The organism is Paenibacillus sp. FSL H3-0302 (assembly GCF_037982245.1).
GTDB lineage: Bacteria > Bacillota > Bacilli > Paenibacillales > Paenibacillaceae > Paenibacillus_AQ > Paenibacillus_AQ odorifer.
Map to the genome: position 1 here is coordinate 125,635 of NZ_CP150284.1, position 14,550 is coordinate 140,184.

At 45.7% G+C, this 14,550-nt stretch carries 14 protein-coding genes and 1 other RNA gene; 14 read left to right on the forward strand and 1 reads right to left on the reverse strand.

The features are described 5' to 3' along the window. Positions 1 to 124: 124 nt before the first annotated feature. Entirely contained in the window at positions 125 to 1,291 is a 1,167-nt protein-coding gene (locus tag MHH50_RS00590; protein ID WP_036679942.1) for a S8 family peptidase, read from the reverse strand. 460 nt (positions 1,292 to 1,751) lie between these two features. On the opposite strand from MHH50_RS00590, the gene rpoE reads away from it, so the two are divergent. The 14 genes from rpoE (at position 1,752) to MHH50_RS00660 (ending at position 14,512) form a co-directional block, all read left to right on the forward strand. Then, positions 1,752 to 2,300 carry a DNA-directed RNA polymerase subunit delta gene (rpoE, locus tag MHH50_RS00595; protein ID WP_036679939.1) on the forward strand — a complete coding sequence of 183 codons (549 nt, stop codon included), beginning with the start codon at positions 1,752 to 1,754 and terminating at the stop codon, positions 2,298 to 2,300. A 325-nt stretch (positions 2,301 to 2,625) separates the two neighbouring features. Next, entirely contained in the window at positions 2,626 to 4,233 is a 1,608-nt protein-coding gene (locus tag MHH50_RS00600; protein ID WP_076130377.1) for a CTP synthase, read from the forward strand. 270 nt (positions 4,234 to 4,503) lie between these two features. Further along, the gene (locus tag MHH50_RS00605; RefSeq protein WP_036679935.1) at positions 4,504 to 4,890 is read left to right on the forward strand and encodes a response regulator; all 387 of its coding nucleotides are present in this window, start codon (positions 4,504 to 4,506) and stop codon (positions 4,888 to 4,890) included. A 207-nt stretch (positions 4,891 to 5,097) separates the two neighbouring features. Continuing rightward, entirely contained in the window at positions 5,098 to 5,952 is an 855-nt protein-coding gene (gene fba, locus MHH50_RS00610) for a class II fructose-1,6-bisphosphate aldolase (RefSeq protein WP_036679934.1), read from the forward strand. A gap of 188 nt (positions 5,953 to 6,140) precedes the next feature. Beyond that, a complete protein-coding gene (locus tag MHH50_RS00615; protein ID WP_036679932.1) occupies positions 6,141 to 7,394 on the forward strand; it encodes a UDP-N-acetylglucosamine 1-carboxyvinyltransferase in 1,254 nt (417 codons plus the stop codon). Positions 7,395 to 7,558: 164 nt separating this feature from the next. Continuing rightward, positions 7,559 to 8,911, forward strand: a complete 1,353-nt coding sequence (rho, locus tag MHH50_RS00620) for a transcription termination factor Rho (RefSeq protein WP_340033840.1) — start codon at positions 7,559 to 7,561, stop codon at positions 8,909 to 8,911. 25 nt (positions 8,912 to 8,936) lie between these two features. Continuing rightward, a complete protein-coding gene (locus MHH50_RS00625; RefSeq protein WP_340033841.1) occupies positions 8,937 to 10,214 on the forward strand; it encodes a radical SAM protein in 1,278 nt (425 codons plus the stop codon). A gap of 121 nt (positions 10,215 to 10,335) precedes the next feature. Continuing rightward, positions 10,336 to 10,533 carry a 50S ribosomal protein L31 gene (rpmE, locus tag MHH50_RS00630; protein ID WP_036679927.1) on the forward strand — a complete coding sequence of 66 codons (198 nt, stop codon included), beginning with the start codon at positions 10,336 to 10,338 and terminating at the stop codon, positions 10,531 to 10,533. A gap of 117 nt (positions 10,534 to 10,650) precedes the next feature. After that, an RNA gene (gene ffs / locus MHH50_RS00635) (signal recognition particle sRNA large type) lies at positions 10,651 to 10,919 on the forward strand. A 137-nt stretch (positions 10,920 to 11,056) separates the two neighbouring features. Then, positions 11,057 to 12,826 (forward strand): DNA polymerase III subunit gamma/tau, encoded by a 1,770-nt coding sequence (dnaX, locus tag MHH50_RS00640; protein WP_339189088.1) that lies wholly within the window; start codon positions 11,057 to 11,059, stop codon positions 12,824 to 12,826. Between the two features lie 47 nt (positions 12,827 to 12,873). Beyond that, positions 12,874 to 13,185, forward strand: coding sequence for a YbaB/EbfC family nucleoid-associated protein (locus MHH50_RS00645; protein WP_036679924.1), 312 nt, complete (start codon positions 12,874 to 12,876; stop codon positions 13,183 to 13,185). Between the two features lie 38 nt (positions 13,186 to 13,223). After that, positions 13,224 to 13,823 carry a recombination mediator RecR gene (gene recR, locus MHH50_RS00650; protein WP_036679922.1) on the forward strand — a complete coding sequence of 200 codons (600 nt, stop codon included), beginning with the start codon at positions 13,224 to 13,226 and terminating at the stop codon, positions 13,821 to 13,823. Between the two features lie 137 nt (positions 13,824 to 13,960). Further along, positions 13,961 to 14,212: a DUF2508 family protein gene (locus MHH50_RS00655; protein ID WP_340033842.1), complete on the forward strand. Its 252-nt coding sequence runs from the start codon at positions 13,961 to 13,963 to the stop codon at positions 14,210 to 14,212. A 33-nt stretch (positions 14,213 to 14,245) separates the two neighbouring features. Next, positions 14,246 to 14,512, forward strand: a complete 267-nt coding sequence (locus MHH50_RS00660; protein ID WP_038568084.1) for a pro-sigmaK processing inhibitor BofA family protein — start codon at positions 14,246 to 14,248, stop codon at positions 14,510 to 14,512. Positions 14,513 to 14,550 lie beyond the last annotated feature (38 nt).

The following is a 14,550-nucleotide window of genomic DNA, read 5'->3' on the forward strand; positions in this document are numbered from 1 at the left end:
ACAGCAAACGACAAAAAATCCGCCTTCCGGTTTCCTGGGGGGCGGATTTTTCTTTGCTGCCGTTCTTCGCACCGGCATCAGCTGCGCTAACGTCAGAGTGACCCACCCGGTGCCCGGGCGGGGTCTACACGTTCGCGGAGACCGAACGCTTCGCCCTTACTCCTGCTCTCAGCAGGCGTAGGGCATCGGCAGAGCCGCCGCCTAGGGATGCGCGGCGCTGCCCCTTACGCAGCCGCACCGGGGACGCGGTGCGGCGCAAGAGCAGCTTCAGCTCCCTTGGCGTGAGGCCCGGTCGCAGTGCGAGCAGCAGTGCGGCGGCTCCCGTGACATGCGAGGTCGCCATGGAGGTGCCGCTCATTTCTTTGTAGCCCTCCTTCAGCCAGCAGGAGGGCACGCCTTCGCCGGGCGCGTATACATCGATATATGAACCGCGATTGCTGAAGCCGGCAACCCGGTGTCTTTTATCGATGGCGCCCACGGCTATCGTCTCGGGATAACGTGCGGGATAGTCCCCGCCACGTTTGCCGTCATTCCCAGAGGAGGCAATGACGGCGATTCCGGCCCGATACGCTTTTATAACCACATTGTGGAGCGCCTTGCTTCTAGTCTTCATTCCAAAGCTCATATTAATGACGTCGATTCGGTTCTGCACACACCAATCAATACCTAGCACAATATCGGATACATAGGCTGATCCACTATGATCAAAAGCCTTGACTGGATATAGCAGCGCTCGCGGCGCCACTCCCATCATTCCGCGATTCCCCCCTGCTGCCGCTAAGGTTCCGGCGATATGAGTTCCGTGCCCATTATCATCCAGCGGCAGCATTCCGCGGTGTAGTAGGTTGACTCCAGTGGCTAATGAATGCTTCAGATCGGGATGACGGTAATCCGCGCCGGTGTCAATGACGCCGATTTTGACGTGAACTCCGGTTGATTTAGACCATGCCTGAGGAGCATGAATCGCTTTCACCCCCCATGGGAGCGCTGCAATTCCGCTTTTTTCGTTAGCTATGGAATGGATTTGGATTTGCAGATCGTCTTCGACATTTAGAAGGTCTGCAAATCGGTTCATCAGCTTTCCGGCGGCAGCGGGCACGAAGAAGGCCCGAATCAGCGGAGATACCTGTACTTGCCGCAGCTCGGGCTGCTTTGCTTTTAGAGCCTTCCATTGGGAGAAAGCTCCGGCATACTGGCGGGGATCGTTGAAGGTAAGAATACGCCGCTCACCATTTTTGGGGGCAACCGATATTTCTTCAAGAAGCATGTTCCAAAATTTGTAATAGTCCATAGGTTTCGCTGTCCCTCCTCGGTGCCCTGCTGCCATATTGTATGAGCGGAGGGAGGGGTCCGAATGGGAACTTGCCCTTTTTTAAGGAAATGGGCTGCCCAGCGTGTCAAAAGACGGCGCTTTACATAAAATAAACAGAAGAGATTAAAACTCTCTTTGTAACATCCCGTAAGGAGCCGATCCTTGGCGTGGATACAGTCATGCGCGGAGGTCTTCCTCCGCCTTTTTAAATCCCATTTCTAAAAACTTTGGGTGCGGCGAACCTTGCTACAATTACATATCAACTCTTCTTGATGAAGACAGGTTTCCTGTATGGATAATAAGCAGGAGGCTTTTTCTGTTGGACGGTTCTTGCATTTGACTTGCATTTTGTTGTTAAATAGGTTTTACTTAGTTTTGTTAATGGATATTATTGAAATAAACCGTAATGTGAACAATGCGTGAGAGGAAGTGTCCTTTAGTGAGTACGCCACTCAATTTAAAGCTAGACCCTGAGAAAGTTAAAGAAATGCCAATGGTGGATCTTGCCTTTCTGGTGCTTAAAGCAGCCAATACACCGTATTATTACCGTGATCTGATGGTCGAGGTAGCCAAGTTACGCGGCATGACCGATCAAGAAAGCCAAGATACTATTGCCCAGTTATATACCGAGATTAACATTGACGGGCGTTTTGCCTGTGTCGGAACCAACCTTTGGGGACTGAAACGCTGGTATCCTCTTGAGCGCTCCGATGATCCGGTTGGTAACACTAAACGGGTGCGCATCATCAACGATGAAGACGATGATTTGGAAGATGACGATTTTGCTGATGAAGAAGAAAACTACACAGCTGAAGAAGAGGATTTCGACGCTATCGATGAAGATCGCGACGACCTCTATTCTGACGACGACAGCGAAGAAGAAGTCGACGAAGATGTCGTGATCGATGAAGATGACATAGACGAAGACGATACGGACGAAGACGATGCAGAAGATGGCGACGATGAAGATTCCGAGGATGACAAGTAAGATCAATAATCTGAAGAGTCTTGTCTGTGGCATAATTCCTCCCTTGACAGTGGGGGATCGTCAGAGTAAACTATTGCATGGGCTTATCATGTAAGTTAATAAACGTGTTTTCTAAAATAAAAAGTGCCCCGGTTCTACGGGTGTCACTTTTTTGTTTTTTTAGATGCAAAGTAGCTGTAGATTAATGGAATTTGAGGGATTACGGTTTATGTTTTCCCCGGTGAATTAAACTTTTGATTTCCCCTGTTTTGATGATAGTAAAACGGGTTACGATAAACACCATGTGCCGCTTTTATGTTTGGACTTTATTTAGGAGGGTTTTACAGTGACAAAGTATATTTTTGTAACGGGTGGCGTTGTGTCTTCCCTGGGTAAAGGCATTACCGCCGCTTCGCTGGGCAGGCTGCTCAAGAACAGAGGTCTAAAGGTAACGATTCAGAAATTTGATCCGTATCTTAACGTAGACCCTGGAACAATGAGCCCTTACCAGCACGGAGAAGTCTTCGTAACGGATGACGGTGCAGAGACTGACCTTGACCTTGGGCACTATGAACGGTTTATTGATATCAATCTGTCGAAGAACAGCAATGTGACGACAGGTAAGATCTATTCATCCGTAATCAGCAAGGAACGTCGTGGAGAGTACTTGGGTGGAACTGTACAAGTTATCCCGCATATTACGAATGAGATCAAAGAACGCGTGTTCCGCGCGGGCCGCGAGACCAACTCTGATGTTGTTATCACAGAGATCGGCGGTACTGTAGGGGATATTGAAAGTCTTCCGTTCCTGGAAGCGATTCGTCAAATCAAGAGTGATATTGGCCGGGAAAATGTGATGTATATCCACGTAACCTTGATTCCTTATATCAAGGCTGCTGGAGAAGTGAAGACGAAGCCGACACAGCATAGCGTTAAAGAGCTGCGCAGTATCGGTATTCAACCGAATGTCATCGTATGCCGTACGGAATATGAGCTTTCCGCAGATATGAAAGCCAAAATCGCACTCTTTTGCGATATTGATGCTAATGCTGTTGTGGAATGCCGCGATGCTTCGACGTTATATGAAGTTCCATTGAACCTTCGTGATGAAGGATTGGACGAGATTGTTGTTAATCATTTGAAGCTTACAACACCTGCGCCAGATATGCGCGAATGGGAAAGTATGCTTAGCCGGATTCAGAAATTAGAGAAGACAGTAGAAATCGCAATTGTAGGTAAGTACGTAGCACTGCATGACGCTTATTTGAGCGTTGTTGAATCACTTTCACACGCAGGTTTTGCTGCGAATGCAGAGGTTAAGATCCGCTGGGTGAATGCAGAGGAAATTACGGATGAGAACGTGGACGAAATGCTGCGTGGTATTGGCGGTATTCTTGTTCCTGGTGGTTTCGGTGATCGGGGAATCGAAGGTAAAATCTCCGCTATTCGTTATGCCCGTGAGCAATTGATACCTTTCTTTGGCATTTGCCTTGGAATGCAGGTTTCTGTAATTGAATATGGCCGTTCTGTTCTTGGACTACAAGGTGCAAACAGCTCCGAAATCGATCCAAATACACAATATCCATTGATTGATTTGCTTCCTGAGCAAAAAGATATTGAAGATATGGGCGGCACTATGCGTCTTGGGTTGTATCCTTGTAAGATTATTCCGGACTCTCTGGCAATGTCTTGCTATGATGATGAACTGGTATATGAGCGTCACCGTCACCGGTATGAGTTCAACAATGCTTACCGTGACGAAATTGAAAAAGCAGGACTGGTTATCTCCGGAACTTCTCCGGATGGCCGTCTAGTAGAGATCGTAGAGCTTCCAGAGCATCCGTGGTTCCTCTCGGTTCAATTCCACCCGGAATTCACTTCACGTCCGAACCGCCCGCAACCGCTATTCCGTGAATTTGTCAAAGCCTCTTTGACCCATTCCGAGCAGCAATAATTTATACACAGACAGAAAGAACCCTCGGTTCTTAAATAATCGAAGAGAGCCTTCATCCGAAGGCTCTCTTTTTGTATTACCCTTTAATAGAAATATTGTAACTGACATTTATTTCATTTTAGACTCTTTATTTACCCATTTTATCCAATTAGCAGGATTTGGACAGTAAAGCACGAATAATAGGTTTCGTATGGAGTAGTTTCTAAAGGGGCCGGTCGCTGTGGAGAGCGCGGTATAGTCAATCTGCCTTAATTTCTGGGAGGGTATCGTATGGAAAAGAAGAAAGTATTAATTGTCGATGATCAGAATGGGATCCGGATTCTTCTTATGGAAGTGTTCAATAGTGAGGGATATACAACATTTCAAGCGGCTAACGGAAAATTGGCATTAGACATTGTTCGCAGCGAGTCACCCGATTTGGTCTTACTCGATATGAAAATACCGGGAATGGATGGACTCGAGATTCTGAAGCATCTAAAGGAGATCAATCCGTCCATTAAGGTCATTATGATGACGGCATATGGTGAACTGGACATGATTAAGGAGGCGACCAAGCTAGGGGCGTTAATGCATTTTACAAAGCCGTTCGACATAGACGAAATGCGCGTAGCGGTAAACATGCATCTTCATAACAAGTCTGTGGATCAATGCAGTTAGAACGGTGATTTCTGTATCGGTCCTATTTCGCGTGGTGACTCCGAAGAGGATGAGTGTAATTGTTATATGGGCTGGATAAAAATCGTCCCACCGGGACATTTTTTTGTTTACCCTATTTAGTATTTGACACAGGATGTGCTATAATAAGCCTGTATGTGATGTCGGTTTAAAAACATAGCCAACCAACATTCTTAGGAGGATGAAACCATGCCATTAGTATCTATGACAGACATGTTGAACAAAGCACTTGAAGGAAAATATGCAGTAGGTCAGTACAACATTAACAACTTGGAGTGGACTCAAGCTATTCTTGGTGCCGCTGAACAAGAAAAATCACCAGTAATCCTTGGTGTATCTGAAGGCGCAGCACGCCACATGGGCGGCTTCACTACTGTTGTTAAAATGGTTGAAGGTCTAATTATTGACATGAATATCACTGTTCCTGTAGCTATCCACCTTGACCATGGATCTAGCTTTGATAAATGTAAAGCAGCAATTGATGCTGGATTTACATCCGTAATGATCGACGGTTCCCATCACCCAATCGATGAGAACATCGATATGACTAAAAAAGTCGTTGAATATGCTCACGCTAAAGGCGTTTCTGTAGAAGCTGAAGTAGGTACTGTTGGTGGACAAGAAGACGACGTTATCGGCGGCATCATGTATGCTAAGCTTGATGAGTGCGTACGTATTGTGAAAGAAACAGGTATCGACACCCTGGCTCCTGCACTTGGTTCCGTTCATGGACCTTACCATGGCGAGCCTAACCTCGGATTCAAAGAAATGGAAGAAATCCGTGACGCTACTAACATCCCAATGGTTCTTCATGGTGGTACAGGTATTCCTGAACATGACATCAAGAAAGCCATCTCCCTGGGTACTTCCAAAATCAACGTGAACACTGAGAATCAAATCGTGTTCGCAAAAGTGGTTCGCGAAGTTCTAGCTGCTAAACCTGATGCTTACGATCCACGTACATTCATCGCACCAGGCCGTGATGCAATCAAAGAAACCGTTATTGGTAAAATTCGCGAATTTGGATCCAACAACAAAGCCTAATCATTGTAGCTTCCGCCTCAGGTGGACAAGCAATTTGTTAAAGGATAGGGCTATTACTCTGTCCAGTTGAATAGTTTGATGAGGAAAGCACACCGCTTAGCCGGTGTCTTTCCATTTTCATCACTAAAAGTCCACAGCACGTATTGCCCACCCAGCTGCAATACACGTAGGGGGAAATTGATAAATCTATGGAAAAATTAATGATTGGCGGTGGACGTCCGCTAGAGGGCGTTGTAACCATCAGTGGAGCAAAGAATAGTGCCATCGCGCTTATTCCTGCGGCAATTTTGGCCGAATCTGAAGTTGTTCTGGATAATTTACCGTCCCTTAGTGATGTAGCCGTTTACTCCGAAATCTTGCAAGAGCTTGGCGCTAATGTATCCTGGTCAGGCAATCAGATGAGAATTGACCCTTCACGTATTGTATCTATTCCAATGCCCAATGGGCCGGTTAAGAAACTTAGAGCTTCGTATTATATGATGGGAGCTCTGCTTGGAAGATTCAAAGAAGCGACAATAGGTCTTCCTGGTGGCTGTAATTTTGAACCTCGTCCAATTGATCAACATATCAAGGGATTCGAGGCTTTGGGAGCAACAGTTACCAACGAACATGGTTCTATCCACTTATATGCAAAAGAGCTACGCGGTGCGAAGATTTATCTGGACGTATCAAGCGTAGGTGCCACTATAAACATCATGCTGGCGGCTTCACGAGCCAAAGGCTCTACAATTATTGAAAATGCGGCTAAAGAGCCTGAGATTATAGATGTAGCTACCCTATTGAACTCTATGGGCGCTGTTATTAAAGGCGCTGGTACAGAAACCATCCGGATCGAAGGGGTCTCGGAAATGCACGGTTGCCGTCATTCCATTATTCCCGATCGGATTCAAGCAGGAACTTATATGATTGCCGCTGCGGCTACGCGCGGTAATGTGTTGATAGATAATGTTATTCCTAAGCACTTGGAAGCCTTAACAGCCAAGCTTTTAGAGATGGGCGTGGATATTGAAGAGCTTGATGAAAGTATCCGAGTTATAGGTAGAGCTAATTATGAACATGCAGATGTTAAAGCACTGACCTATCCTGGATTTCCTACAGATTTACAATCTCCTATGACAAGTATGCTGACACAGGCAGAAGGGGTTAGTGTGCTTAGCGATTTCGTCTACAGCAACCGCTTCAAGCATGTGCCAGAGTTGGTAAGAATGGGCGCAAAGATTCGTGTTGAAGGCCGATCTGCAATTATTGAGGGCAGTAAACTTAATGCTGCTAAAGTAAAGGCAGCTGATCTGCGTGCGGGTGCAGCCCTTGTCATTGCCGGGTTAACAGTAGAAGATGGTATTACTGAAGTGACCGGCGTAGAGTATATTGATCGTGGTTATGATAATTTAGTGAGCAACCTTCGGCAACTTGGTGCTCATGTTTGGCGTGAGAATGAATAATATTAGGATATCCCGCTTGGAAGGAGTATTAATTTGCGGCCAAACCGCATATTTCCTTCCATTTGGGGTAATACTAACCTAATGAGCATTTTAATAGAATCATATTTTTGCCTAGTAGATAGACTAGGAAGAACTCATTTAAAAATTGAATAGGTGGTTATTACATGGATCTTCAAATTTCCGATCTGGAAGAAATGAAGCTGACCGAGTTATATAAGCTGGCCAAGAAATACCAGATTCCTTATTACGGACAGCTGAAGAAACGGGAACTGATCTTTGCGATCCTTCGGGCACAGGCAGAGCAGAGCGGTCTCATGTTTATGGAAGGCGTACTAGAAATTTTGCCTGAGGGCTATGGATTTCTTAGGCCGATTAACTATTTGCCCAGTGCTGAAGATATTTACATCTCAGCTTCACAAATTCGTAAGTTTGATCTCAGAAGCGGAGATCTTGTGTCTGGTAAATGTCGGACACCAAAAGAAAATGAACGATATTTTGGCCTGCTTCAAGTCAATGCAGTTAATGGCGAGAACCCTGCTAGTGCAGCGGAGCGTCTTCATTTTCCAGCATTAACACCACTTTATCCGCAAGACAAGCTACCGCTTGAAACATCCTCTACTCATTTGTCTACCCGAATAATGGATTTGCTCGCTCCTGTAGGTTTGGGGCAGCGGGGTTTGATTGTAGCACCTCCAAAAGCAGGAAAAACGCTCCTCTTAAAAGAAATTGCCAATAGTATTTCCACTAATAATCCTGAGATTGAGCTCTTTGTATTGCTGATTGATGAACGTCCTGAAGAAGTAACCGATATGCAGCGTTCTGTAAAAGGCGAAGTGGTTGCATCGACGTTTGATGAGCTTCCAGAGAATCATATTAAAGTGGCTGAGCTTGTGTTGCAAAGGGCACTTCGTTTAGTTGAGCACAAGAAGGATGTAGTTATTCTTTTGGATAGCATTACGCGTCTGGCGCGTGCTTATAATCTGGTGGTTCCACCATCTGGACGTACACTTAGCGGGGGGATTGACCCGGCGGCTTTTCACCGGCCGAAGCGGTTTTTTGGTTCTGCACGGAATGTGGAAGAAGGCGGCTCATTAACTATTTTGGCAACAGCATTAATAGATACTGGCTCGCGTATGGATGATATTATATATGAAGAATTTAAGGGTACCGGTAATATGGAGCTTCATTTGGACCGCAAATTGGCGGAACGCCGGATATTCCCAGCTATCGATATTCGTCGTTCAGGTACACGTCGCGAAGAAGTGCTCTTGAGCAAAGAAGAACTGGATACGATTTGGGCGATTCGCAAAAATATGAACGAGTCCTACGATTTTGTGGAGGGATTCATCAAAAAGCTGCGTGATACGAAGACTAATGCTGAGTTCTTGGCATCCTTTGACGTTGCTGGGGCAAAAACAACACCAAACGGGACTGCAAGTAACGGAGGCACCTCCAACAGCGGTACAGCTGCTCGTCGTACCACACGGGCGAAGACACCTTCAGTACCTACAACTTGAGAATTGATAATAAGAGGAGACTAACATGTATTTGGTATATGCCGACGGGCAAGGAAACGTATATGATCATCCCGAACTGTACGGGCTAGCCCGTAGTGGGGATATGATTGTTGAAATGCTGCAGGAAGAATTAATTCCATTACCAGAAGGTGCTACGCTCGTGGGCTTGCCTAGTACACGTGCTGTGGGTATGAATCCTGAGACGGGTGAAATGATGTCTTTGCCGGAAGGCTCGCAGGCTGTCGGAGCGCTGCTGCCGCAAGGCTACACTCGTCTATGTCTTCCTGGTTATGTGAAGACAGATAAGTCTTATAAGCTTCCTCTGTTTGGGTATTCGGCTGTAGTGTGGAAGGATGGCGGGTTCTATGTTGCGGCAGACCCTACCGATAATCCAGAGAAATGGAATCCACTTAATTGTGACAAAGAAGATCTTGAAGTCAGTGTTGGTGAGATGACAGCCAAATATCCTGATAACCGCCTCTATGAGCATCTTTCTAACTGTGCGCTTGGCTATGAATGCCTGACTTCCTCCAATACCTTTTTAGGGCGTTGGGAGGGCGGTGTACCCGTCTCTTATTCATGTAATGCTGGATGTTTTGGCTGTATTTCTGAGCAACCTGATGATAGCGGCTTTGTATCTCCGCAGACTCGGATGAATTTCCGGCCTACGGTCAACGAAATTTCACAAGTTATGTTGGAGCATTTAAAGACGCCTGAATCGATTATCAGCTTTGGACAAGGCTGTGAAGGGGAACCTTCCACGCAGGCAAAACTTATTATAGAAGCTATTCGTGAAGTGCGCTCGATTACTGATATGGGCTATATCAATATCAACACCAATGCGGGATTAAGCGATCATATGCGAGGAATCGTTGATGCTGGGCTCGATTTGATGCGTGTCAGCACAATCAGTGCCCTTGATGACCATTATAATGCTTATTACAAACCACGCGGTTATACATTGGCCAATGTAGAAAAATCTTTGAAATACGCTGCTTCGCAGGGGGTTTACACATCGATCAATTATCTGATCTTCCCTGGAGTGACTGATCGCGAAGAAGAGATTGAAGCGATGCTGGAGTTTGTAAGACGTACTGATCTTAAGCTTATTCAGATGCGCAATCTAAACATTGACCCGGAGAGTTATTTAGAGTTGATTCCTCCTGCCCAGGGTGAAATCCTTGGGATGAAGACGATGCTTGATATTTTCCGCGAAGAACTGCCGGATGTAGTTATAGGCTCTTATACACATGTGCCACCAGCAGATATGGCGCGGTCTAAGCGGCGGGGAATCAATATTTAAGCAGCTAAAATGTAAAAATGAAACATATTGCCCAATTTGATATTTCGTGCTAAAATACCACAGTGTAATCATATAACTCTGGGTCCGCATGAGGCTTAGGGCATGAGAGGTGAAATTCAAAATGCAAGAAGCAATTCAACCAAAGTATAATGTAACTAAGGTAACCTGCGCATGTGGCAACACTTTCGAAGCTGGCTCTGTTAAACAAGAGCTTCGTGTCGAAATTTGCTCCAACTGCCATCCGTTCTTCACTGGCAAGCAGAAGTTCTTGGATGCCGGCGGTCGCGTTGATAAATTTAAGAAGAAATATGGTATCTAATTTGAACAGTCGCTTTGCGGCTTAACAGTTAGATTGAGCCCCCAGCTGTATAGCTGAGGGGCTCATTTTATGTCTTAGAGTTGATTTTTGTCCGAGCGTGAGCTATACTTATCTTCGCCGTGCTAGACGGGGAGGTAGCGGTGCCCTGTAACTCGCAATCCGCTGTAGCGAGGTTGAATTCCTGTTAGAGGTGCTATCGATGTGAGGCCTTGGTTCCTACGGGCTGTGTTGACAGTTGGGTCCTCCGCAATGAGTGCTTATGAACCTGGTCAGGTCCGGAAGGAAGCAGCCATAAGTAAGATTACTCTTGTGCCGGAGGGTGGCCTAACTCGAGCAGTCATGTAGGGTTGCCGCTTGGATCGTAGCCATCAATAACAGGTGCACGGTTTATAATTCTGTTTATCATAGCATCTTTGCCACAAGCAAAGATGCTTTTTGTTTTTGGTCAATAGCCGATGAATATAGTATAATAAATTTGCGACAAATGCCGGGAAAGCGGCAGCTTAAGAGAGGGTAATGCATAGTGGAACATATCGCGCTGTACCGTGCTTGGCGGCCGCAGTCGTTTCAAGACATGGTTGGACAACAGCACATTATCCAAACGCTGCAGAACGCAATTCGTGAACAGCGGGTTTCGCATGCCTATCTGTTCAGCGGTCCGCGGGGAACTGGTAAGACAAGTGCTGCTAAAGTCTTAGCTAAAGCGGTTAACTGTGAACGTGGGCCAGGTCCGGAACCTTGTAACGAATGTCCATCCTGCTTGCGAATCGCTGCGGGTAATGTAATGGATGTGCAGGAAATAGATGCGGCATCAAACCGGGGCGTAGAGGAGATTCGTGATCTGCGTGAGAAGGTGAAGTATGCACCTACCGAGGTGCGCCGTAAAGTGTATATCATTGATGAAGTGCATATGCTGACGACAGAAGCTTTTAATGCTCTATTAAAGACTTTGGAGGAACCGCCGTCACATGCGATGTTTATTCTTGCGACAACGGAACCTCACAAATTGCCGGCGACAATAATTTCCCGTTGTCAGCGTTTTGACTTCCGTAGAGTGGCGTTAGAAGAACAGACCGCCCATCTGACTGCTATTTGTGAGAAGGAAGGGATTACAGCGGATAACAACGCATTGCAGTATATTGCCCGTCTATCTGATGGTGGTATGCGTGATGCATTGAGCTTGCTGGATCAGATTTCATCCTTTACAGATGGTAATGTTACGTACGAGCAAGTGTTAGGAATGACAGGAGGAATTCCCTCCGAGCAATTTGCACGTCTTGCCACTGCCATATTAGAAGGTGATATGGGTCTTCTTCTGGAGCTCGTTGAGCAGCTTATGCATGAAGGTAAAAGTGCAGATAAATGCCTAGAGAATCTCATGTATTATTTCCGTGATTTATTGATGATTAAGATGGTACCCGAGGCCGATCAATTAACAGAGCGGGTGCTGAATCCTGCTGAATTTAAAGATATGGCCACCGCATTTTCTCGGGAGCGTCTATTTCAGATTGTAGATACAATCAATAAATACCTAGGTGAAATGAAATACGCAACGCATCCTCAGACACTGTTTGAAGTGGCGCTGATGAAGCTTTGCAGCTTGCAGCAAGAGGTAAGTCAGAGTGCCGCATTTGCTCCGTTAGGTGAAACAAATGCCGGAGTAAGCGCCAATCATTCGAGCATTGACTCTGGTGAACTGGATCTTCTCAAAAGACAGATCGCAGCACTGGAGAAGAAGCTGGAACAGGCAATGCAATCCGGTGGTATTTCCGGAGGAGGGCGTGATGGTGCTCCTGCACCGAAATCGCACGCGGTTCCAACACCGCGGGTTTCTTCAGCCTCCAAAATGCCTCCTAACGTAGATAGGTTTATTGCTGGTAAGGATAGTCCCGATTTTGCAGCTATCTATAAACAGTGGAGCCTTGTCCTGCAGGGAGTAAAAGAGGAAAAGGTAACGGTTCATGCATGGTTTGTAGACGGTGAGCCAGTATCAATTATGGAGGATGCGGTGCTTGTTGCATTCAAGAACACGATTCACCGCGATACTACTGAGAAGCCGGCAAACAGACAGGTTATTGAGAGTGTGCTTGCAGCGCGTCTAGGCAAACCTTATAGACTTGTAACCATGATGCTTCGTGACTGGAATGAAGCTGCCCAGAAGTCTGTGGGACAGACTGGCAAAGAAGAACTGCAGCTGGAGCATGAACACGATACTGCAGAAGCTAAACCTGAACCTTGGATTGATGAGGCTATCCAGCTTTTTGGAGAAGACCTTGTTGTCATAAAAGAGTAATATAAACATACTAGCGCTAATTGCGCATTCCAAAGGAGAGACGATGTATGAATAATATGAACCAAATGATGAAGCAAGTTAAGAAAATGCAGGAGCAAATGCTTAAAGCTCAAGAGGAACTCGGAGGCAAGGTTATTGAGGGTTCATCAGGTGGCGGCGTAGTTACTGTTCAAGTAAACGGCCACAAAAAATTGCTGTCTATTCAAATTAAACCGGAAGCCGTTGATCCGGAAGATGTTGAAATGCTGCAAGATCTTGTAATCACTGCTGTAAATGATGCATTGACTCAAGCTGAAGAGCTTGCTAACAATGACATGGGTAAATTCACTGGTGGAATGAAGATCCCAGGCTTGTTCTAATAGCCCACTCCACTTCAGTCTAAAGGAGAATTATTAATTTGTATTATCCCGAACCGCTAGCTAAGCTGATCGATGCTTTTACGCGTTTGCCCGGGATTGGACCGAAGACAGCCGCCCGGTTAGCTTTTCATGTGCTTAACATGAAAGAGGATGAAGTCATTGATTTTGCAAAAGCGCTAGTAAGCGTCAAACGAAATCTTCACTATTGCTCGGTCTGCTGTAATATTACGGATACGGACCCATGTAAGATATGTCAGGACAAAACTAGAGATCCTTCAGTGATATGTGTGATTCAAGACTCTAAGGATTTGGTGGCTATAGAACGAACCAAGGAGTTTAATGGATATTACCATGTTCTTCAGGGCGCTATTTCACCTATGGAGGGTATCGGCCCTGATGATATTCGCTTGAAAGAATTATTAACCCGTCTGAGTGATGAGAGAGTAAGCGAGCTTATTATGGCGACTAACCCCAATATTGAGGGTGAAGCAACGGCGATGTACATTTCTCGTCTTGTTCGGCCGTTTGAGATTAAAATCACCAGGATAGCTCATGGCTTGCCTGTAGGTGGCGATCTTGAATACGCTGATGAAGTTACTTTGTCCAAAGCGTTGGAAGGCCGTCGCGAGCTATTCTAGCAGCTCTATAGTGGTATTTTTCAAAAAGGAAGCCCTCGGGTTTCCTTTTTTTTGTTCTAAGTTTGTCCCTATCCCGATATGAATGAGAATAACGAGATGTGTATTTTGCATCAAAATTATTCTGAGGAGGAATTGAAATGGGATGGTGGAGAGAGCTGTGGTGGGGAGTGGATAAGGAACAAGGCGAAAAGGAAAGTGAGGGATTGGAAACCCTCTTAGAGGTCCGTAAGGCGCATTCAGAGTGGGAGAGGGCGTACTTGATGTTCGACGAGGCGTTGGGACAGGATCAGATAGATTACGCGATATATATTTTGGAGGCTGCAGAACGTAAATATCAGATACATCTCAAACATGCAAAAAGCTTGGGGTTGAACAGCAGTCAAATATAAGGGCTTATAAATAAATGTATAAGGGGGATCTACATGCTTAGAATGATAGCTATGGGCGTATTGATATTATCCGTTATCTTATTAGGTTTAGTTGTATTTAGAAAAAAGCTGGGTTTTGGGTGGCTAAGTTTATTTGGGGTTCATTTGGTATTGGCTGCACTCGGGATATATGTAGTGAACTTCTCAGGTTTGCTCACGCAGGTGTATATCCCTTTAAACCCTGCAACTATAGGCGCAGTAACGGTTCTTGGGCTTCCTGGCGTGGTTATGTTGCTCGGATTAAGAATAATTTTATTTTAATGCTTGACGTGGCTTTGAAAAATATGATACATTAAATC

Bases quoted from the DNA above. Each gene is read 5' to 3' on its own strand.
- MHH50_RS00590 (WP_036679942.1), bottom strand. From the start codon at position 1,291: ATGGACTATTACAAATTTTGGAACATGCTTCTTGAAGAAATATCGGTT.
- MHH50_RS00605 (WP_036679935.1), top strand. From the start codon at position 4,504: ATGGAAAAGAAGAAAGTATTAATTGTCGATGATCAGAATGGGATCCGG.
- fba (WP_036679934.1), top strand. From the start codon at position 5,098: ATGCCATTAGTATCTATGACAGACATGTTGAACAAAGCACTTGAAGGA.
- MHH50_RS00615 (WP_036679932.1), top strand. From the start codon at position 6,141: ATGGAAAAATTAATGATTGGCGGTGGACGTCCGCTAGAGGGCGTTGTA.
- rho (WP_340033840.1), top strand. From the start codon at position 7,559: ATGGATCTTCAAATTTCCGATCTGGAAGAAATGAAGCTGACCGAGTTA.
- MHH50_RS00625 (WP_340033841.1), top strand. From the start codon at position 8,937: ATGTATTTGGTATATGCCGACGGGCAAGGAAACGTATATGATCATCCC.
- rpmE (WP_036679927.1), top strand. From the start codon at position 10,336: ATGCAAGAAGCAATTCAACCAAAGTATAATGTAACTAAGGTAACCTGC.
- MHH50_RS00645 (WP_036679924.1), top strand. From the start codon at position 12,874: ATGAATAATATGAACCAAATGATGAAGCAAGTTAAGAAAATGCAGGAG.
- MHH50_RS00655 (WP_340033842.1), top strand. From the start codon at position 13,961: ATGGGATGGTGGAGAGAGCTGTGGTGGGGAGTGGATAAGGAACAAGGC.
- MHH50_RS00660 (WP_038568084.1), top strand. From the start codon at position 14,246: ATGCTTAGAATGATAGCTATGGGCGTATTGATATTATCCGTTATCTTA.